The sequence below is a fragment of the Kribbella sp. NPDC003557 genome, assembly GCF_040610805.1.
Classification (GTDB): domain Bacteria; phylum Actinomycetota; class Actinomycetes; order Propionibacteriales; family Kribbellaceae; genus Kribbella.
The window spans coordinates 653,476-671,773 of record NZ_JBEXMY010000003.1 but is presented as its reverse complement, the minus strand read 5'-3'; the positions used below and the strand labels follow the sequence as shown (position 1 = coordinate 671,773).

19 protein-coding genes are annotated in these 18,298 nt (G+C 70.6%); 7 read left to right on the top strand and 12 right to left on the bottom strand.

Going from position 1 to position 18,298, the window contains the following annotated elements:
- The first annotated feature begins 44 nt into the window (after positions 1-44).
- The gene (locus ABZW60_RS15110; RefSeq protein WP_355477042.1) at positions 45-626 is read left to right on the top strand and encodes a helix-turn-helix domain-containing protein; all 582 of its coding nucleotides are present in this window, start codon (positions 45-47) and stop codon (positions 624-626) included.
- Positions 623-925 carry a DUF1905 domain-containing protein gene (locus tag ABZW60_RS15105; RefSeq protein ID WP_355477040.1) on the top strand — a complete coding sequence of 101 codons (303 nt, stop codon included), beginning with the start codon at positions 623-625 and terminating at the stop codon, positions 923-925. Before ABZW60_RS15110 ends, ABZW60_RS15105 begins: the two co-directional genes overlap by 4 nt.
- A gap of 24 nt (positions 926-949) precedes the next feature.
- On the opposite strand, the gene ABZW60_RS15100 is transcribed toward ABZW60_RS15105, so the two are convergent.
- Both ABZW60_RS15100 and ABZW60_RS15095 read right to left on the bottom strand, forming a co-directional pair.
- On the bottom strand, positions 950-3,388 hold the full coding sequence (locus ABZW60_RS15100; protein ID WP_355477038.1) for a DUF4097 family beta strand repeat-containing protein: 2,439 nt from the start codon (positions 3,386-3,388) through the stop codon (positions 950-952).
- A gap of 8 nt (positions 3,389-3,396) precedes the next feature.
- Positions 3,397-3,978 (bottom strand): hypothetical protein, encoded by a 582-nt coding sequence (locus ABZW60_RS15095; protein WP_355477036.1) that lies wholly within the window; start codon positions 3,976-3,978, stop codon positions 3,397-3,399.
- Between the two features lie 192 nt (positions 3,979-4,170).
- Here ABZW60_RS15095 and ABZW60_RS15090 point away from each other — a divergent pair, with 192 nt between their 5' ends.
- Genes ABZW60_RS15090 through ABZW60_RS15080 form a run of 3 tightly spaced genes read left to right on the top strand, consistent with a single transcriptional unit; the run spans position 4,171 to position 7,962 of the window.
- On the top strand, positions 4,171-5,325 hold the full coding sequence (locus ABZW60_RS15090; protein WP_355477034.1) for a cystathionine gamma-synthase: 1,155 nt from the start codon (positions 4,171-4,173) through the stop codon (positions 5,323-5,325).
- Complete coding sequence (locus ABZW60_RS15085; protein ID WP_355477032.1) at positions 5,322-6,692, top strand: glutamate mutase L; 1,371 nt, start codon at positions 5,322-5,324, stop codon at positions 6,690-6,692. The genes ABZW60_RS15090 and ABZW60_RS15085 overlap by 4 nt, the downstream gene beginning before the upstream one ends.
- 31 nt (positions 6,693-6,723) lie before the next feature.
- A complete protein-coding gene (locus ABZW60_RS15080) occupies positions 6,724-7,962 on the top strand; it encodes an AI-2E family transporter (RefSeq protein WP_355477030.1) in 1,239 nt (412 codons plus the stop codon).
- A gap of 56 nt (positions 7,963-8,018) precedes the next feature.
- Here the strand turns inward: ABZW60_RS15080 and ABZW60_RS15075 are convergent, their stop codons facing one another.
- From ABZW60_RS15075 to ABZW60_RS15035, 9 genes are all read right to left on the bottom strand, one after another.
- Positions 8,019-8,804: a nucleotidyl transferase AbiEii/AbiGii toxin family protein gene (locus ABZW60_RS15075; protein WP_355477028.1), complete on the bottom strand. Its 786-nt coding sequence runs from the start codon at positions 8,802-8,804 to the stop codon at positions 8,019-8,021.
- A complete protein-coding gene (locus ABZW60_RS15070) occupies positions 8,801-9,151 on the bottom strand; it encodes a hypothetical protein (RefSeq protein ID WP_355477026.1) in 351 nt (116 codons plus the stop codon). The genes ABZW60_RS15075 and ABZW60_RS15070 overlap by 4 nt, the downstream gene beginning before the upstream one ends.
- Complete coding sequence (locus ABZW60_RS15065; protein WP_355477024.1) at positions 9,148-9,813, bottom strand: nucleotidyl transferase AbiEii/AbiGii toxin family protein; 666 nt, start codon at positions 9,811-9,813, stop codon at positions 9,148-9,150. The genes ABZW60_RS15070 and ABZW60_RS15065 overlap by 4 nt, the downstream gene beginning before the upstream one ends.
- A gap of 78 nt (positions 9,814-9,891) precedes the next feature.
- On the bottom strand, positions 9,892-10,974 hold the full coding sequence (locus tag ABZW60_RS15060; RefSeq protein WP_355477022.1) for a hypothetical protein: 1,083 nt from the start codon (positions 10,972-10,974) through the stop codon (positions 9,892-9,894).
- 11 nt (positions 10,975-10,985) lie between these two features.
- A complete protein-coding gene (locus ABZW60_RS15055) occupies positions 10,986-11,567 on the bottom strand; it encodes a hypothetical protein (RefSeq protein WP_355477020.1) in 582 nt (193 codons plus the stop codon).
- 112 nt (positions 11,568-11,679) lie between these two features.
- Complete coding sequence (locus ABZW60_RS15050) at positions 11,680-11,994, bottom strand: hypothetical protein (protein WP_355477018.1); 315 nt, start codon at positions 11,992-11,994, stop codon at positions 11,680-11,682.
- Entirely contained in the window at positions 11,991-12,578 is a 588-nt protein-coding gene (locus tag ABZW60_RS15045) for a hypothetical protein (RefSeq protein ID WP_355477016.1), read from the bottom strand. Before ABZW60_RS15045 ends, ABZW60_RS15050 begins: the two co-directional genes overlap by 4 nt.
- Positions 12,579-12,779: 201 nt before the next feature.
- The gene (locus ABZW60_RS15040; protein ID WP_355477014.1) at positions 12,780-14,390 is read right to left on the bottom strand and encodes an MDR family MFS transporter; all 1,611 of its coding nucleotides are present in this window, start codon (positions 14,388-14,390) and stop codon (positions 12,780-12,782) included.
- A complete protein-coding gene (locus ABZW60_RS15035; protein ID WP_355477012.1) occupies positions 14,387-14,992 on the bottom strand; it encodes a MarR family transcriptional regulator in 606 nt (201 codons plus the stop codon). The genes ABZW60_RS15040 and ABZW60_RS15035 overlap by 4 nt, the downstream gene beginning before the upstream one ends.
- Positions 14,993-15,232: 240 nt before the next feature.
- On the opposite strand from ABZW60_RS15035, the gene ABZW60_RS15030 reads away from it, so the two are divergent.
- A complete protein-coding gene (locus tag ABZW60_RS15030; RefSeq protein ID WP_355477010.1) occupies positions 15,233-16,006 on the top strand; it encodes a CPBP family intramembrane glutamic endopeptidase in 774 nt (257 codons plus the stop codon).
- Positions 16,003-16,731: an SDR family oxidoreductase gene (locus ABZW60_RS15025; RefSeq protein ID WP_355477008.1), complete on the top strand. Its 729-nt coding sequence runs from the start codon at positions 16,003-16,005 to the stop codon at positions 16,729-16,731. The genes ABZW60_RS15030 and ABZW60_RS15025 overlap by 4 nt, the downstream gene beginning before the upstream one ends.
- Here ABZW60_RS15025 and ABZW60_RS15020 read toward each other — a convergent pair.
- Positions 16,713-18,287 carry an amidohydrolase family protein gene (locus ABZW60_RS15020; RefSeq protein ID WP_355477006.1) on the bottom strand — a complete coding sequence of 525 codons (1,575 nt, stop codon included), beginning with the start codon at positions 18,285-18,287 and terminating at the stop codon, positions 16,713-16,715. The two genes, ABZW60_RS15025 and ABZW60_RS15020, sit on opposite strands and share 19 nt — an antisense overlap.
- Positions 18,288-18,298: the final 11 nt, after the last annotated feature.

Sequence of the window (18,298 nt, the reverse complement as noted above, 5' to 3'; positions counted from 1 at the left end):
CTACCTGCCGCCCGGTAGGCGGGTGAAGGTGAGAGGGTGGTGACGTGCAGCACGCGACCAGTTCCCGCGACACCAAGGCGGCGATCCACCGCGCCGCGGTCGACCTGTTCTCCAGCCAGGGGTACGACAAGACCAGCCTGCGGGAGATCGCCGAGCAGGTCGGCATCACCAAGGCGTCGTTGTACTACCACTACTCGTCGAAACAGGAGCTCCTGCGCGCGATCGTCGGGACGTTCCTCGACGACGTGTTCGCCGTCCTGCGGAAGGTCGAGGACCTCCCGTGGTCACCGGAGAACGAGCGCGAACTGCTCGCGGCGTACGTCGACGTGGTCATCGCGCACCGCTCCACCGGGCCGACGCTGATGCGCGACATCGCCGCCGTCCTCGCCGCCTTCGGGGACGACCTGGACATCCTGATCGCGCAGTCGCGGCGCTTCCAGCTCTGGCTCGCCGGCCCCGACCCGACGCCCGCCGACCGGCTGCGCGCCGCCGCCGCGGTCGAGACCATCGGCGCCGCGATGTCGGCCGAGCTGGACCTGGGCGTCTCGGACGCCGAGATCCGGGCCATCCTGCTGGACGCCGCCTCGGCCATCCTCGCCCGCCGCGGCACGCCGGTCGCCGAATGACGGCGCCGAGCTATCAGTTCACGGTGCCGCTGTGGCAGTACCCGGGCGAGGGCAGCTGGTACTTCGTCACCGTTCCCGAGGAGATCAGCGACGACATCGCGGCGCTCACCGCGGGCCGCCGGAAGGGCTTCGGGTCGGTCCGGGTCACGGTGACGGTCGGTGCGAGCACGTGGCAGACGTCGGTCTTCCCGAGCAAGACCGGCGCCTACGTCCTCCCCGTCAAGAAACCGATCCGCACCGCGGAGAACCTCACCGAAGGCACTCCAGTGGAAACGCAGCTGACGCTGACCGACTTCTGACGACCCCTGTGGTCCGCGGCAGTGTCACCGTTCGGAGGCAGGGCCGCGGACCGTAGGCGACTGCCGGCCCGGCATCTGGTGGTCCGGTCTGGCGCCCTGGCCCGACTGGCCCGACTGGCCGGACTGGTGCAGCGGTGCGGTGGACGCACGCGGCGGCGCGCTGGCGCGGCCGGTCATCGACGTGGCGTCGGCGTTCAGGTTCTGCGCGACCCCTTCGCTCGAGGTGCTGATGGTCGCGTTGCCGGACATCGAATCGGCGCGGACGATCCGGGGCCCGTTCGCGGCCGGATCGACAACGTGGATCCGGGCGTTGCCGGACATGGAGTTCGCGCGTGCTGTCCCGCCGGCGAACTGGTCCACCGACACGTTCCCGCTCTGTGTCTTCGCGCGCACCTCGCCGTCCGCGCGGCCGACCGACACGTCCCCGCTCTGTGACCTCGCGTCGAGGTCCTGGACCCGGCCGACGGACACGTCCCCGGACTGGGTGTCCGCACTGACGGTCCTCGCGGCGTCCACGTTCACATCACCGGACTGGGTCCGCGCCTCGACGGTGTCGAGGCCTCTCGCCTCGATGTCGGCGCTCTGGGTGCGTGCGCTCAGCGCACTGCCGGGCGGCACGACGGCGGTCACCTCGATCGGCGACGGGGCCGGGGTCGCCGTGAGGTCGGAGCCGTTGCCGTTGATCTGCCTGCCGTTCACCACGATCGAACCGCTGTATCCGGCGATCTGGATGCTGTTGTTCCCAGTGGTGATCACAGCGCCGTTCGAGGGGCCGGCAACCTTCGCGGAGAGTACGCCGTCGGGGCTCTGCCCGAGCGTCGCGCGCTGCACCGCCTCGGCCGAAGGCCCTTCGGTGTCGGCGGTCGAGATCTCCAGCCTCGCTTGCGTGCAGTTCGGATCGACCCTGACCGTGACCTTGCCGGCAGATCGCATCAGCTCGGCATCGATGGTGACGGGCCCGGGTGTGTCTGCCACGAGTTCCCGGCGGGTCGACGGCGTTCTCCTCGGCGCCTCTCCGGCGGCGGGCTCTTGTGGTCCCTGCGCGGACAGTTGCTGGTCGGTGCCGGGTTGCTGGGCGGCGACGGCTGGTGCTGGAGTGCTTGCCGGGTCCTGCGGGCCGGCTGCGGGTGCGTCCAGTTCGCCGGTGGGCTGCCGGCCTTCTTGTGCCTCTGCGGACCTGGCGGACTCGCCCTGGGTTTCGGACGAGACGGTCCAGTCCTCGGCGGGGTTCCGCGCTTCCGCGCCGTCGACCTCCGGGCCGGCCTGAGGCGTCCGCGGCTCTCCGCCCTCACCGACCTGCGGCCCGTTGTCGTCCCCGACCTCGACCTCACCCGTCGCCCGGCGCTCGCCGACCTCCGCCTCACCGGTGGCGCGGGGCTCGGCGGTCTCGCCGACCTCGGCTTCGCCTGTCGCGCGGGGCTCGGCGGTCTCGCTGATCTCGGCTTCGCCTGTCGTCCGGGGTTCAGCGGTCTCGCTGATCTCGGCTTCGCCTGTCGTCCGGGGTTCAGCGGTCTCGCTGATCTCGGCTTCGCCTGTCGCGCGGGGTTCAGCGGTCTCGCCGACCTCGGCTTCGCCTTCGGCGCGCTCGCCCGGCTCCTGGCCGGTGCCTGCTTCGAGTTGATTGGCGCCTTCGCGCTGCTGGTCCCGGCCGGGCTCCAGGGCCGGGTTCGTGGCGGCGTTCTCCTGCTGGAGCTGCTGGACGCGGGCCTCGAGCAGGTGACGCATCTCGGCCTGGAGGCGGTTGTTCTCCTCCATCAGCGTGAGCATCTGCTGCTGGCTCTCGAGGATCGACTGCTGCAGCGCCGCGATCCGCTGGGTCATCTGCTCGGACTGCTGAGGCTCCTGCCGGACCGCATCCCGGGACTGGATGCCCTGCCCCTGCCGCCCGGCGCCGTTCTGCTGCCCGGGCACCCCCTGGAAGCGGCCCTCCGGCCGGAACACCTCGTCCATCCGGCTCGACGCCAGCGCCGCGAGGTCCGCGCTGTTCAGCGTCGAGCGGCCGATGGCCTGCAGCACGGACGGATCGGTCCGTTTGATGTCCTTCGCCGCCTGCGTCAACGCGGCCTTGAGCGCCTTCGTCCCCCGGCGTTCGTTCCGTCCCCAGCGGGAGTACCGCCGGGCGATCCTGCGGACCGGATTCCTGGTCCTGGAGACGCGGGGTTGTCGGGGAGCGGGGCCCGCCTGCGCCAGCCGGTCGCCGGCCCGCTGGCCGAGCCGCTCGGAGACACCGGCATACCGATCCGGGCGCATCTGTGCCTCGACGTGGAGGCTCGCCAGTTGCTGCAGGTCGGACTGCGTCATGTTGGCGCGACCGATCCGCTCGCGGACCGCCGGGTCCATCCGCTTCACGTCGCGGGCCGCCTGCGCGTACGCCGCCTTCAGCGTCTTGCGACCCCGCGACGTGGCGCGCCAACGGGAATACCTGGCGCGAACGCCGGTGCCTTCCTGCGTGGGCTCACTCATCGGGTCTCCTAGTCGATGTACACGGCGTAGTTGACGCCGACCGAGGTCGTCAGCGGGTCCTTGCTGGGCTTGGTGCTGTAGAGGTGGATCTGGGCGCCGGGGCGCAGCCAGACGGCCAGGTGCCGGCGGCCGGTGCCGGCGCCGGGCTCCCACTCGTCCGCGAACGTCGGGCTGCTCTCGTCGCCCACGTAGTCGGGCTGCCCCCAGTGCTTGGTGGCGAGGGCGAGGTGGTCCGGCCAGTGCGTGTCCAGCCCGGACTCGGCGGCGGCGATGTCGTCCGGACCGATCTCGTACGCCGACCAGCCGCTGTCGGGGCAGTCGGGGAACGCCAGGCCGTCGAACACGATCATCGTGGTGCCGCGGCGGGTGGTGAATCCCCAGGAGACCATGTCGGCGCCGATCACCTCGCCGGCCTGCAGCGGCCACGGCTCCCAGGCGGTCTGTCCCATCACCCGGTGCACCAGGGCGCGCACGACCTCCGGCCCGGCCTCGTCGCCGTCCGGACCCGCGATCACGGTCCAGTCCGGAACCTCGGCGAGATCCGCCATCGCCAGGTCGTCCTGGTCGAGCGGCCTGTCCTGCGTCTTCATCCGGCCCCGACGTCCTTCCTGCCCGGTTCCCTGACCGCAACTCTGCGTAGAACTTCTGTGCGCAACCGTAGGCGGCCCAATGGGTCATTCGCCAGCCGGTCCGACGCGCCTGTGGACAACCTGGATCCCACGGATCGTCCCTGGCCGGGACGGCCTGCCGGAGCACAGCAGACCAGGCCGTACGCTGGTCCGGTGAACAAGGAACACCACTACGGCTTCGAGACGCTCGCCATCCACGCCGGGAACGAGCCCGACCCGACCACCGGTGCGGTCGTGCCGCCGATCTACGCGACCAGCACCTACAAGCAGGACGGCGTCGGCGGGCTGCGCAACGGGTACGAGTACTCCCGCTCGGCGAACCCGACCCGGACGGCGCTCGAGGAGTGTCTGGCCGCGATCGAGGCCGGCACCCGCGGTTTCGCGTTCGCCAGCGGTCTGGCCGCCGAGGACACGCTGATCCGGTCGGTGTGCGCGCCGGGTGACCACGTGGTGTTCCCCGACGACGCGTACGGCGGCACGTTCCGGCTGTTCTCCCGCGTGCTGAGCAACTGGGGTGTCGAGATGACGCCCGCCGCGGTCACCCACCCGGAGGCGATCCGGGCCGCGATCCAGCCAGGGAGGACGAAGGTCGTCTGGCTGGAGACCCCGACGAACCCGCTGCTGAACGTCGCCGACATCGCGATCGTCGCCCAGATCGCGCACGACGCGGGCGCGCTGCTGGTCGTCGACAACACCTTCGCCTCGCCGTACCTGCAGCAGCCGCTGGAGCTCGGCGCGGACGTGGTCGTGCACTCGACGACGAAGTACATGGGCGGGCACTCCGACGTGGTCGGCGGCGCGCTGATCGTGCGGGACGCCGAGTTGGCGGACAAGATCGCCTTCCACCAGAACGCGATCGGCGCCGTCGCGGGGCCGTTCGACGCGTGGCTCGTGCTGCGCGGCATCAAGACGCTGGGCGTCCGGATGGACCGGCACAGCGACAACGCCGAGCGGGTGGTCGAGTTCCTGCAGCGGCACCAGTCCGTCACCCAGGTGCTGTACCCGGGCCTCGACGGGCACGCCGGCCACGAGACCGCGGCCAAGCAGATGAAGCGGTTCGGCGGGATCGTCAGCTTCCGCGTCAGCGGCGGCGAGGCGCAGGCGCTGGACATCTGCAACAAGGCCGAGGTCTTCACGCTCGGGGAGTCGCTCGGCGGCGTCGAGTCCCTCATCGAGCACCCCGGCAAGATGACGCACGCGTCGGTCGCCGGCACCCCGCTGGAGGTCCCGGCGGACCTGATCCGGCTGAGCGTCGGCATCGAGACGATCGACGACCTGCTGCTCGACCTCGATCGCGCGATGGCGTGACGCTCGTAGTGGCGGTCGACTTCGGGTCGACCTTCACGAAGGCGGTCGCGGTGGATTCCGGCTCGGGCGAGCTCGTCGCCCGGGCCGAGCACCGCACGACGATCGACACCGACGTCATGGACGGCTGGCACGCGTGCCGTGCCGTCCTGGAGGCGGCGGACCGGGGTGTCCGGGACGCCGAGGTGCTGGCCTGTTCGAGTGCGGGCGGCGGACTGCGGATCGGTGTCGTGGGCAACGAGGAGCTCGTCACCGCGGAGGCCGGCAAGCGGGTCGCGCTGTCCAGCGGCGGGCGCGTCGTGGCGGTCGTCAGCGGCGGGCTGACCGCGACGACCCAGAAGGAGCTGCGCAAGGAGCGGCCGGACGTCGTGCTGCTGCTCGGCGGCACCGACGGCGGCAACTCGGCCGTGCTGCTCAAGGCCGCCGAGACGCTCGCGAGGTACCACTGGCGGAAACCGGTCGTTGTCGCAGGCAACATCGAAGCCCAGGCGGAAATCACGGAAACGCTGACCGCGGCGGCCGTGCCGCACGTGCTGGCGGAAAACGTCGTACCGGAGATCGGCGTGTTCGCGCCGGACAGTGCCCGCGCCGCGATCCGGGAGATGTTCCTCGAGCACGTGATCGGCGGCAAGAACCTGTCGCGGGACCCGTCGTTCGCCCGGATGGTCCGCGCCGCGACGCCGGACGTCGTCCTGCGCGGTGTCGAGGTGCTCGCCGCGCTGCACGGGGACGTGGCGGTGGTGGACATCGGCGGCGCGACCACCGACGTGCACTCGGTCATCGAGCTCGACCCCGAGGACGCGAACCTCGGCCGCGAGGTGGTCGCGACGCATCCCGTGACCCGGACCGTCGAGGGTGATCTCGGCATGCGCTGGAGCGCCGTACCGGTGGTCGCGGCCGGCCTCGAGGCAGGGCTGGTCACGGACGTCGGCGAGCTGCAGGCAGCGGCCGAGCGCCGGCGCGCGGACCCGTCGTACCTTCCGGGCGACGAGCGGGAGGCGTCGTACGACGAGGCGCTGGCGAGCGTCGCCGCGACGGTCGCGCTGCGCCGGCACGCGGGACGGCAGCGGATCGTGTTCGGGCCGGGCGGACGGGTGATCGAGCGCTCCGGGAAGGACCTGCGCGAGGTGGACCTGCTGGTCGGGTCCGGGGGCGTGCTGCGGCACAACCCGCCGGAGGCCGCGGCGCGGATCCTCGGCGCGATCGGGACCAACGCGCAGGCGGAGGGCTGGCTCGTCCCGGAACGCGCCGAGGTGTGCGTCGACAAGGACTACGTGCTCGCGGCGGTCGGCCTGCTCGCCGACGACAACCCGAAGGCCGCCGAGGGCCTGGCCGCCCACATTCATGGATCGAGCCGCACCGGGCACTAGTCTCGTCATCATCAAGGCCTGCGGAGGTGGGATGAGCGAGACGGGGCGGGACCGGAGCGAGGACCGCGACGAGCCGAGTCCGGTGGCGGACAACCAGGTGATGGAGTCGGCCGGCGTCGACCCCGAACCTGCCGAGCGTCCGGCGTCCGGGAAGAGAGTCGATCACGGCGTGACGCCGGCGATGGAGATCGCCAGCGCCTGGGCCTGGCGGTTCCTGGTGATCGTGGCGGCGGTCGGCGTGATCGGCTACGGGATGCGGTACCTGTCCGAGGTCGTCGTACCGGTGACCGTCGGCGTCCTGCTCACCGCGCTCCTGGTGCCCGTCACGACCGGCCTGCAGAAGCTGCGGCTGCCGCGTGGTCCCGCGGCCGGTCTCACGGTGATCGCGACGATCATCGTGGTCGCGGGCCTGCTGACCCTGGTCGGGACGCAGATCGCCGGCCAGTTCGAGGACCTGTCGAACCAGGTCGGCGAAGGTGTGCAGAAGATCCGCGACATGGCCCGGATCAACTTCGGCCTGACCGACGCGGACATCACCAACCTGTTCAAGCAGGTCCGGGAGCAGATCACGTCCGGCGGCGCGCTCGGCCAGCAGGCGGCCGCGGTCGGTACGACGGCGACGCATGTGGTGGCCGGCCTGTTCATCTCACTGTTCTGCCTGTTCTTCTTCCTCTACCAGGGCGAGCAGATCTGGTCGTGGCTGGTCCGGCTGTTCCCGCGCCGGGCCCGGGACAAGGCCGACTCGTCCGGCCGGAAGGCGTGGGTGTCGCTGACCGCGTTCGTCCGGGCCACCGTGATCGTCGCCGCGGTCGACGCGATCGGGATCTCGCTCGGCGCCGCGATCCTCGGCCTGCCGCTGGTGAGCGCGATCGGCATCCTGGTGTTCGTCGGCGCGTTCATCCCGGTGGTCGGCGCCCTGGTCAGCGGCATCGTCGCGGTCCTCGTCGCGTTGGTTGCCAAGGGCCCCATCATCGCGATCATCATGCTCGCGGTCGTGATCGGCGTCCAGCAACTCGAGGCGCACGTGCTGCAGCCGTTCCTGCTCGGCCGCGCGGTCAGCGTCCATCCGCTGGCGGTCATCCTCGCGATCGCCACCGGCGTCGTCATCGCCGGTATCGTCGGCGCCCTGGTCGCCGTCCCCACCGCAGCCGTCCTCAACACCATCGTCAACCACCTGGCCGGCAACGACGTCGACCCCGAACCTCCCAGACCTCTCCCCAGACGCCGCAACCAGCAGTCAACCACCGGCGAATCTCCCGCCGCCGACTGACCACTACGGCCGCCGACTGACCACCCCGGCCGGCGACCACCTACCCCGCTCGCCGGCTAACTACCCCGCTCGCCCTTCGACCGTTCCTGGCTGAGGGAATGCCCGGTGCGTCCGGCCGCGCCGCTCGAGCCCGCGGCCTGTGCCTCACCGGGCATCGCCTGGCCGGAGTTCAGCAGGCCGACCGACTTGTCGATGTCGGGGTTCGCCTCGCGGGTGCGGATCTGGTTCGCCCAGGCGCCCATCCGGTCCTTCAGTCCGGCGGTCTGCTCCGGGGTGAGGCCGTACTTGGCGTACTCCGCGTCCGGGATCCGCTGGGCGTCGTCGAGCAGACTCGCGAACATCGGCCGGTCCATCGGCGACGCCTCCCGGGCATCGGCCAGCTGGAGCAGATGATCGGTCGAGTACCCGGCCTGCATCGCGGCGTCGACGTCCACGAAATCCTTCGCCTCGCCGCGGGTGTAGATCGAGGCGGCTTTCGAGCCGACCGCGTCCTCGACCGAGATCACCGGGCCGACCGCGGACTCGACCGGCGGCTTGGCGCGAAAGTCCTTGCCGAAGTCGATGTGTGCCGTCTCCTCGCCCTTCGCGACCTGCATGCTGGCGTGGTGCGGGCCCTGGCGGATCATCTCCGTGCTGTAGCCCTGCTCCTCGAACGCCTGCCGGGCAGCGTCGACGGTCTCGCCGACATCCTGGTTCATCTGGTTCGTGAACAGGTCGACGTCGTCGGACCGGCGGTTGCCGATGCCGTGGTGCGAGAGGGCGTTGCCACCGGCCAGCGCGAACCCCTTGTCGCGGAGCGAGTCCAGTGCGATCCGGGTGGCGCGTTCGTGTTCCGGCTTCATCCTCTGGTTCCGTTGCCCGCGGCGAGCTGCGGGAAGGCCTGGTTCCACAGGTCGGCGCAGCGGCGCGGGAGCCGAAGCCGCGGCCACAGGGCCACCAGTACGTCGCGGTTGAGGTGCTGCGTCAGGTCGTCCTCGGTCGACGCCTCGCTGATCACCTTGTTGTACAGGGCGGTCGCCTCGTCGATGTTCGCCAGGTCGTACCGGTTGTCCGGTCCCCAGTCGAGCCGCGTGGGCAGCTCGACGACACCGGCGGTCGGTCCCTGGAGCAGGTCCAGCGACGCGGGCACGACGTACGGGATCATCGACGCGTAGGTGTCGCCCGGCTGCGCCTCGTGCTTGTCACTCATGAGGGCATCGTCCCAGATGAACCGTCCACCAGGCGGTCGGCGAGCGTCGCGGCCCAGGTGTTCGCGGTGGACCTGATGCGTGTGATCTGCTCGGCGGTCGCGCCGTACCGCCGGAAGCCGGCGTCGGGGAGACGGGCGCCGGCGCACAGCTGGCCCGCGAAGATCTGCCGGTCCAACGGGTTCGCCTCGCGATGGTCGGCGAGTTCGAGCAGGGTGTCCTGGTCGAACCTGCCGCTGTCCAGGACGAACTGCAGGTCGATGAAGTCGCGGGGCTCGAGCCGGGAGTAGACGGCGCCGACCTTGCTCCCGACGGCGTCCGCCTCGGAGAGTACGTCCCCGATCTCCATCGGCACCGGCGGCTGCTGCCGGTGATCCACTCCCAGGTCGGCCTTGGCAGCCGACTCGACCACCAGCCGGGCGAACACCGGCGCCCGGCGCACGACCTCCACCTCCATCCCGGCGGCCCGATAGGCATCGACCAGCTCGGCGACGGACCCGGCGAAATGGGTGGGGTCGAGGTCGTCGGTGAACAGGTCGATGTCGTCGGACTCGCGGTGGCCGAAGCCGTGGGCCTGGAGGGCGTAGCCGCCGGCGAGGACGAAGCCGCGGTCGGCGAGGGCTCGCAGGCCGACGGTGGCCATCCGGGTCTGCAGCGGATTCATGGGGCCAGTCTGCCGTGCGGACAACCGAAGACGCCGCCGAGCCAGGCTCGACGGCGTCTGTTTCAGCTTCGGGGGCTGTCAGCCCTTGCCGATGCCCTTGTTGTCGGCGTTCTTCTGCAGGGTTGTGGTGGCGGCCTGCTCGGTCGCCGGGGTCTGGGTGCCCTGCCCCTGGTTGACGGCCTGCCCGGCCGGTGCCAGGCCACCGAGGGCGTGGGCCGCGGTCTGGGCGTCCATCTGGGACTGGAGCCGCTGCGCCACGTCCTGTGCGGCTGCCAGCCGGGCTTCCAACGTGCCGCCGGTCATGATCCGGCTGTGCTGCTGACTCAGGTGCGCCAGATCCTGCGTTGTCACACCCGGCATGTTCCCGTCGAACCGTGCCATGGCGATGGTTGCGCGGGCGCCTTCGGAAGCCCTGGTCACACGGCCCTTCTGGGCCTGCAGCCAGCGTCCCGCCCGGTCACGGAGATCGCGTCCGGCGTCCATCGCCCGTCCGCCGAGCTCAGTGGCCCGGTCGATCTGCCGACCACCGAACGCGGCCGCCCGGTCGATCTGCTGGCCGCCCCACTCGCGGCCGGCCTGGAGGCCGCGGCCGGTCGCTTCGACACCGGCCTGGTAGGCACCGGCGGCCTGCTGGCCGAACTCCGCGGCGCGGTCGAACTGCCGGTCGCGGAACGCGGCGGCGCGGTCGATCTGCTGGCCGCCGAACGCGGCCGCCCGGTCGATCTGCTGACCGGCCCATTCACGACCGGCCTGGGCCTGCTGGCCGGCCCACTCCTTCCCGGCCTGCAAACCCTCACGCCCGGCCTGGATCTGCTGACCGCCCCATTGGCGACCGGCCTGGATCTGCTGGTCGGCCCATTCACGACCGGCGTTCAGGTACTGACCGGCCTGGCTCTGCAGGCGCTCGGCCATGTCGCTGAGGCGCTGCGTCTCCCGGTCGAAGACCGCCTGGACCCGAACGGTGGCGCTCAGGACCTTGTCGTTGACCTTGTCCTTGAACGGCACCTTCTGGGCCTGCTTGATGAGGCGGTCGAACTGCTCCTTCTCCAGCGCGGCGAGGCGGCCGAGGTTCTCGAAGTTCTGCTGGGGCTGGTTGGCCAGCCAGTCCAGGGTCTCGGTCCAGGTGCGTTGCGGCTGCGGGCCTTCGGTGGGCTGCGACATATCTCGGACTCCTAGTCGATGTAGACCGCGTAAGTGACGCCCACCGCTTCGGTCAGCGGGTCCCGCGTCGGCTTGCTGCTGAACAGGTGGAACTGCGCGCCCGGGCGGACCCAGACGGCCAGGTGCCGCTTGTCGACGCCCGCACCGGGACGCCACTCGTCGAGGAAGTGCGGGCGGCTGTCGTCGCCCACGTAGTCCGGTTCGCCGAGGTGCTTGCGGGCCAGGTCGAGCATCGCCGGCCAGGCCTGGTCGAGCCCGGCCTCGGCCGCCGGGATGTCGTCGGGGCTGATCTCGTAGGCCGACCAGCCGCTGTTGCGGGCGTCCGCGAACGCGAGCCCGGGAAAGACCACGATGGTGCTGCCGCGCTTGGTGGTGAATCCCCACGAGGCGAGCACGTCGTCGATCTGCTGTCCTGGCAGCAGCGGCCAGGGCTGCCAGTCGGTGACCGACGTGACCCGCTGGACGATCGCCTTGACCACCTCGGGGCCGGTCTCGTCGTTGTCCGGTCCGGCGATCGGTCGCCAGTCGGCGATCTCGGCGAAGTCGGCGATCGCGGCGGCGTCTTCGTCGAGGGGCCTGTCCTGGGTTTTCATTCCGGGCTTTGTTCCTTCCGTCAGTACTCGAGCCGTCGGCGGCAACCGTACGGCGGTAGCGGGGTCAGGATCTGAGGGCCGACAGCGCCCTGGAAAGCGGTCTGATCCGCTGTCAGCGGGCCGGTCCGCCGCGGTCGGGTTTGCGGGTCTCGAAGGTGCTGGACTCGGTGCGGGTGCCGGACACCTCGCCGGTGCGTGCCTGGCCCGGGGCGATGCGGGGGAGGGTCGCGGCCTGGACGCTCTTGGTGAGGTCGGGGGACAGGCCTGACGGGCCGTTCGCGGTCATCGCCGCGACCTGGCGTGCGTTCTCGGTCAGGGCGTCCTGTGACACGCTGCTCTGCGCTCCGGTGGGCGGCGCCACGTCGCCGTGCGCCATCCGGTCGCGGAGTGCGGTCCGGGCGGCCCGGCGCTCGTCGAGTGCTGTCATGAGCCCTCCTCGTTGAGGTACACCACGTAGTTGATGCCGACCGACGTCGACTTCGGCGTCGGCTTGTTGCTGTACAGGTGGATCTCGGCGCCCGGGGGCGTCCAGACCGCCAGGTGGCGGCGGCCGGTGCCGGCGCCGGGGGCCCAGTCGTCCTCGAAACCGGTCTTGCTCTCGACTCCGACGTACGAAGGCTGTCCCCAGTGCCGGCAGGCGAGCTCGAATTTCGCCGGCCAGTGCTCGTCGAGCCCGGCGGACGCGGCGTCGACGTCGGCCGGCTCGAGCGCGAACGCGACCCAGCCGCTGAACGGGCTGTGCGGCAGCACCTGGTCGTCGTACACCGCGAGCTCGGTGTTGCGGCGGGTCAGGAAACCCCAGCCGTCGAGCTGGTCGTCGATCACCGTCCTGCGGTTGATCGGCCACGGCTTCCAGTTCGTCGCCGACTTCACCCGGCGGATCAGGCGGCGCACCGGCAGCGGTCCGGTCTGGCCCGCGTGCGGGCCGCCGAGGCGTCGCCAGTCGCGGACCTCGCCGATGTCGGCCATCGCGCGGTCGTCGTCGTCCAGCGGCCGGTCAAGTGTCTTCATCCGTGCGGCAGTCCCTGTCGGTTGCGGTACGTGTCGAAACTAAGTCCCCGGAGGGGTCAGGCGGACGTCCGGTTCGTGCACAGAACGAGAACAGCCGCCCTGGGAAGCTTCCCAGGGCGGCTGTCGGGTAGGTCAACCGCCGTTCGGTATCGGTTCGGTCAAGCGGCGGGGTCCCGGATCAGTGCCGGATCAAGTGCCGTATCAGTGCATGGCGGCGGCTGCCGAGGACTCCAGCGACTCCTCGCCCTCGGGCTTCGGGCCGTCGTTGCGGCCGGCCAGCCGCTGCTCCGGGGTGATGACCGCGAGGACCAGTGCGATCGCCAGGAACGGCAGCGAGACCAGGAACACGTCGTCCATCGCGTCGACCAGACCGTGCAGCGCGAAGCCCTTCAGCGGCTCCTTCAGCCCGTGCAGCGCCTGGACGCTGTTGGCCGCCTTGGCCAGTCCGTCGACCATCGACTGCGTGGCGTTCGGAATGATGTCGGCCAGGTGGTCCTTCAGCCGGCTGGTCAGGACGGCGCCGTAGACCGCGGTGCCGATCGCGCCACCCATCGAGCGGAAGAAGGTCATCGTCGAGGTCGCGGAGCCCATGTGCTGCCGGGGCACGCTGTTCTGCGCGGCGGTGACGGTGATCTGCATCGACAGGCCCAGACCGGCGCCCATCACGAACATGTAGATCGCCAGCTGCCAGTACGGCGTGTCCAGGCTCAGCGTGGACAGCAGCACCATCGCGGCGCCGACCATGACCGCGGAGATGACCGGGTAGATCTTGTAGCGACCGGTCTTGCTCATCAGCTGACCGCTCGGGATCGAGGCGGAGAAGATACCGACGATCATCGGCAGCAGCGCCAGGCCGGAGCGGGTCGGCGACAGGTCCTTGACCGCCTGCAGGTACAGCGGCAGGAAGATCAGCGCACCGAACATCGCGAAGCCGAGCAGGAACGCGAACCCGGCGTACCCGGAGAAGATCCGGCCCTTGAACAGGTCCATCGGGATGATCGGCTCGGCCACCCGCAGCTCGATCAGGACGAACGCGACGGCGAGTACGACGGACGCGACCAGCAGCGCGATCGTGGTGCCGGTGCCCCAGCCGTTGTTCGGGCCGCTCCAGGAGACGGCCAGCAGCAGCGAGGTCACCGCCGCGGCGACGGTGGAGGCGCCGAGGTAGTCGATCTTGTGCGAGCGCTTCGTGTGCGGCAGCTTCAGCACGGCCGCGACGATGCCGAGGGCAACGAGACCGATCGGCAGGTTGATCCAGAAGATCCACCGCCAGCCGGGGCCGTCGGTGAGCAGGCCGCCGAGCAGCGGGCCGGCCACCGAGGACAGGCCGAAGACGGCGCCGAAGTACCCCATGTACTTACCGCGCTCGCGCGGCGGGATCACGTCGCCGATGGTGGCGAACGCGAGGGACATCAGGCCGCCGGCACCCAGACCCTGGACGGCGCGGAAGCCGATCAGCATCTCGATGTTCTGCGACATCGCGGCCAGCACGGAGCCGGCCAGGAAGGTGACGATCGCCGCGATGAACAGCGGGCGGCGGCCGTACAGGTCGGAAACCTTGCCCCACAGCGGCGTCGAGGCGGTCGAGGTCAGCAGGTACGCCGTGACCACCCAGGACAGCTTGTCGAGGCTGTTGAACTCGCTGACGATCCGCGGCAGCGCGGTGCCCACGATGCTCTGGTCCAGGGCGGCCAGGAACATACCGGCCATCAGTCCGCCGAGGACCACCAGGATCTGCTTGTGGGACAGGTAGTTGGGACCACCGTCGGTCGGTGCAGCACCGCCGGCGGTGGCGGGCTCTGTGGTGCTCATCTGGTGCTCTCCAGGTTGTTGTCGGTGTTCTCGCGGGGGGCAGGGTTGCGGCCGGCCGCGGAGTCTTGTTCGGTACGGCGCTCTGCCGGGCCTGACCGGGGCAGTCGCGGCGCGACCGCGGCCCAGCCCTTGTCGGCCCAGGCGGCGCTGGTGGGTGCCTCGGTGAGGGCGGCGACGCCGTCCGCGAAGCGGGTCATCAGCCGCTCGAAGGTCTGCACGTCCTCCTCGGACCAGCCCTCCATGGCAGCGCTCAGCAGCTCCATCCGGTGCCGGGCGCTGGCCTCCCATTGCTCGACGCCCTGCTCGGTCAGCTCGACGCGGAACGCACGGCCGTCGTCGGGGTCGGGGGAGCGGCGGACGAGGCCGAGCTGCTCCAGGGACCGGACGTGCCGGCTCGTGGTGGAAGCGTCGAGCTCCAGCCGCGCGGCGAGGTCGGACAGTCGCAGGGCGCCGTTGCAGCGCAGCGCGAACAGCACGACGTGAGCGCTGTGGTCGATGGTGTCGCCGGGCTGCTTGGCCTTCAGCCGGCGCCCGATCCGGGTGAACGCGTGCATGACGCCCTCGATGGGGGTCTCCGGGATGTACGCGTCGTTTACTTGCATGCTGCAAGCATATACATGCTTGCGTGATACACGCAAATGACTTTCCATCATCTCTGAATGAGTCGCCACTCATTTGCCCTCAGTCATCATTCGGTCACGATGTGCAGCCGAAAGTCGGGTCGTGGACAGTAATGCGACGGTGTGGGCAGGCATTGTGTGACGCGGGGTAGTGCTGGCATCCCCGGCGAGGGTCGGTCCAGCACCCTCGTACGACCGTCGGGCCGCGGCGAGGCTGTGGCGGTGATCAAACGGCGGCTGGTGGAGTTCGGGGTTATCTGTCTGGTTCTGACCTGGGTGCCGTGGGGAGTCCTCGGCGTGCTCGGAGCCGATCTGGACGAGGGCGTGGGCATGCTCGTCTTCGCGCTGGCGGCCGCGGGGCCGTCGCTGGCCGGGCTGGTGATGTGGCTGGTGCACCGGGAGCGGCGCCGCGTCGTTCGCCGGTCATTGGTGTGGCCGGTCGCCGCCGTCGTACTCGGCGCGCTGCCGCCGCTGGCAGCGACGGCGTTGACCGGCAACCTCCCGGCGTTGCCGGATCACGCCGCGTCCGTCGTCGCGGGCGCTGGAGGAATCCTCGGTGCGACGGCGTACACATTCCTGGCGGGGCCGGTGTCGGAGGAGTTCGGGTGGCGCGGGTACGTGCAGCCGCGGTTACGTGCGTACTTCGGACCGCTCGGGACGGTCGGGATCCTCGGCACGGCCTGGGGTGTGTGGCACCTGCCGCTGTACTTCCTGAACGGTACGGGGCAGCACGACGACGGGCTGTTCACGCAGGAAGGCCTGACGTTCTTCCTGGAGCTCTTCCCGCTGACGCTCGTGATGTTGTTCGTGAGCGAGCGCCTGCGGGGCGGGGTACCGGCGGCGATCCTGCTGCATGCCGCCTGGAACCTGACAGAGGAGCTGGTGCCTCCGCTCGGTGCGGGCGTCTGGCTGGAGGTTTTGGTCCTCACCGCGGTTGCCGCGGCATTGCTGCCATCCTGGACGGCAGTCGGACGACGCAGAAGGGTGACGGCATGACGCGGATCGCGGTGGTTACCGGTGGTGGGTCAGGGCTCGGCCGGGAGATGGCGCTCGCGCTGGCCGGCGCGGGGTTCGAGGTCTGGGTGACCGGGCGGACCGAGGAGAAGCTGAAGGAGACCGCAGACGCGGCCAACGGTTCCGTGCGGTACGCCGTACTGGACGTGGCCGACGGCGCCGCGGTGCGGGAGTTCTTCGGCGGGCTGGCGCGGGTCGACGTGCTGGTGAACAACGCGGGGATCGGGTCGCCGGCCGCGGCGGTGCAGGACGTCGCCGAGGAGGACTGGCGACGGGTGGTGGACACCAACCTGACCGGGTCGTTCCTGTGTGCGCAGGCGGCGTACGACGTGATGCTGCGGCAGGACCCGAAGGGCGGGCGGATCATCAACAACGGGTCGATCTCGGCGCACGTGCCGCGGCCGCAGGGGATCGCGTACACCGCGACGAAGCACGCCGTCAGCGGTCTGACCAAGAGCCTCGAGCTGGAGGGCCGCGCGCACGGGATCACGGCGTGCCAGATCGACATCGGGAACGCCGCGACCGCGATGACCGCCCGGATGGAGCAGGGTGTGCTGCAGCCGGACGGTTCGATCGCGGTCGAGCCGACGTTCGACCCGAAGATCGTGGCCGACTTCGTGGTGCGGATCGCGGAGCTGCCGACGTCGGTCGCCGTGCCGACGCTGACCGTGATGGCAGCCGGGATGCCTTATGTAGGCAGAGGCTGACGGGACAGGTCGATGTCCGTCAGGTCGTACCACTGACCTGACGGCGCCTGGTCGAGCAGCGGGTCCCTCCAGCGCAGCCGGACCCGCTCCGGCTGCACCTCCGTCAGTACGGCCTCCTGCCAAGGCCCGTCGGTCCGCGCCCACCAGGTCTCGGTCAGGCTGGCCAGACCCTCGTGCTCGACTGTCTCGACCGCGTCGTCGCGGCTACACGCCGGGCCGAGGGCTCCGCCGAAGACCGTCGTCGGCAACCAGCCCCCGGTTACCGGCACCACGCGGCCCAGCACCTCGCCGTCCTCGCGCACCACGTCCTCCGGCGACGGGAAGCCGGGCCACATCTCTTTCAGCGCTGCCACGATCCGGGCCGTTGTTTCGCCCAGGAAGCGGATGCCCGCCAGTTCGCGCGCGTCGGAGTACACGATGGGCTCGCCTTCGACCCAGGTCTGACGGATCCGCTGTGTGGCTGTGATGTCGGTCAGCGGGTCCCCGTCGACCAGCAGCAGGTCAGCACGCGCGCCGACCGTCAGCCGTCCCCGGTACGCGAAACCGAACACGTCAGCTGGCGCACTGGTCGCGGCTACGACAGCTTCCGCCGGTGTGAGCCCAGCACGCACAAGATGAACCAGCTCCCGATGTAGCGAGGCTCCGAACACCAGGCCGGGGTTAGGCGCGTCAGTCCCGGCCAGCACGCGTACGCCGACCCGGTGCAGCGCCAGGGTGTTGGCGCGGGCCGCCGTGCCGTCCGGTGGTTCCGGGGGCATCCAGCGACGGGACTGGTGGTCCAGCACTCGCCGCCAGCGCGCGGGCATCCTCGCCATCAGCTCTGGTTCGTCCAGCAGCGGCAAGTGCCCGGACGGGCCGTTGAACCCATCGACAGCAACCCCCAGCGTCGCAATGACGGCTACACCGGCGACAGCTTCGATCTGTGCTGGGGTCATGAGGTCGGACGGCACGTGCGCGAGTACGTCGACGCCGCACTCGGCCACCGTGACCGCACCGGCCGCCGTCGACACATGCGCCACCACCGTGAGGCCATGGGCATGCGCTTCCTCGGTCAGTGCCTGGACGGTGCGCGACTCGAGCGTCGGAATGTTCAGCATCGCGCCGGAGCCGTCGTCGTAGATCAGCTTCAGGTGGTCGGCGCCGTCGGCGATCCGGTCCGCGACGAACTGCTTCGCGTCCTCCGGGCCGGTGACGTACGGGATGGGCGGGAACGCGATCGTCGGATGCCCTCCGGGTGCGGTCGCGCCGATGCCGGACGTGAAGACCGACGTCCGCGGGGTCTCGCCAACGACGACGTCCGGCATGCTGAACTGGTCGAGCTGGGTGGTCACGCCGTACGTCGCCGCGAGCTGGACGCACCCCGGCGCCAGATGGACGTGCGAGTCGATCAGCCCTGGGAGCAAGGTCGCGCCGGAGCCGTCGACAAGAGTGTCGCCGGGCTGAGCGATCTCCGGGCCGCCGATCGCCGTGATGCGACCGTGCGCGACCCGCAGGCAGTCCGCGGGCAGCGCCGCGCCTCGGTCGGCCAGTCGGGTGTGCAGGATCGTGAATGCCATGCCGGGGACGC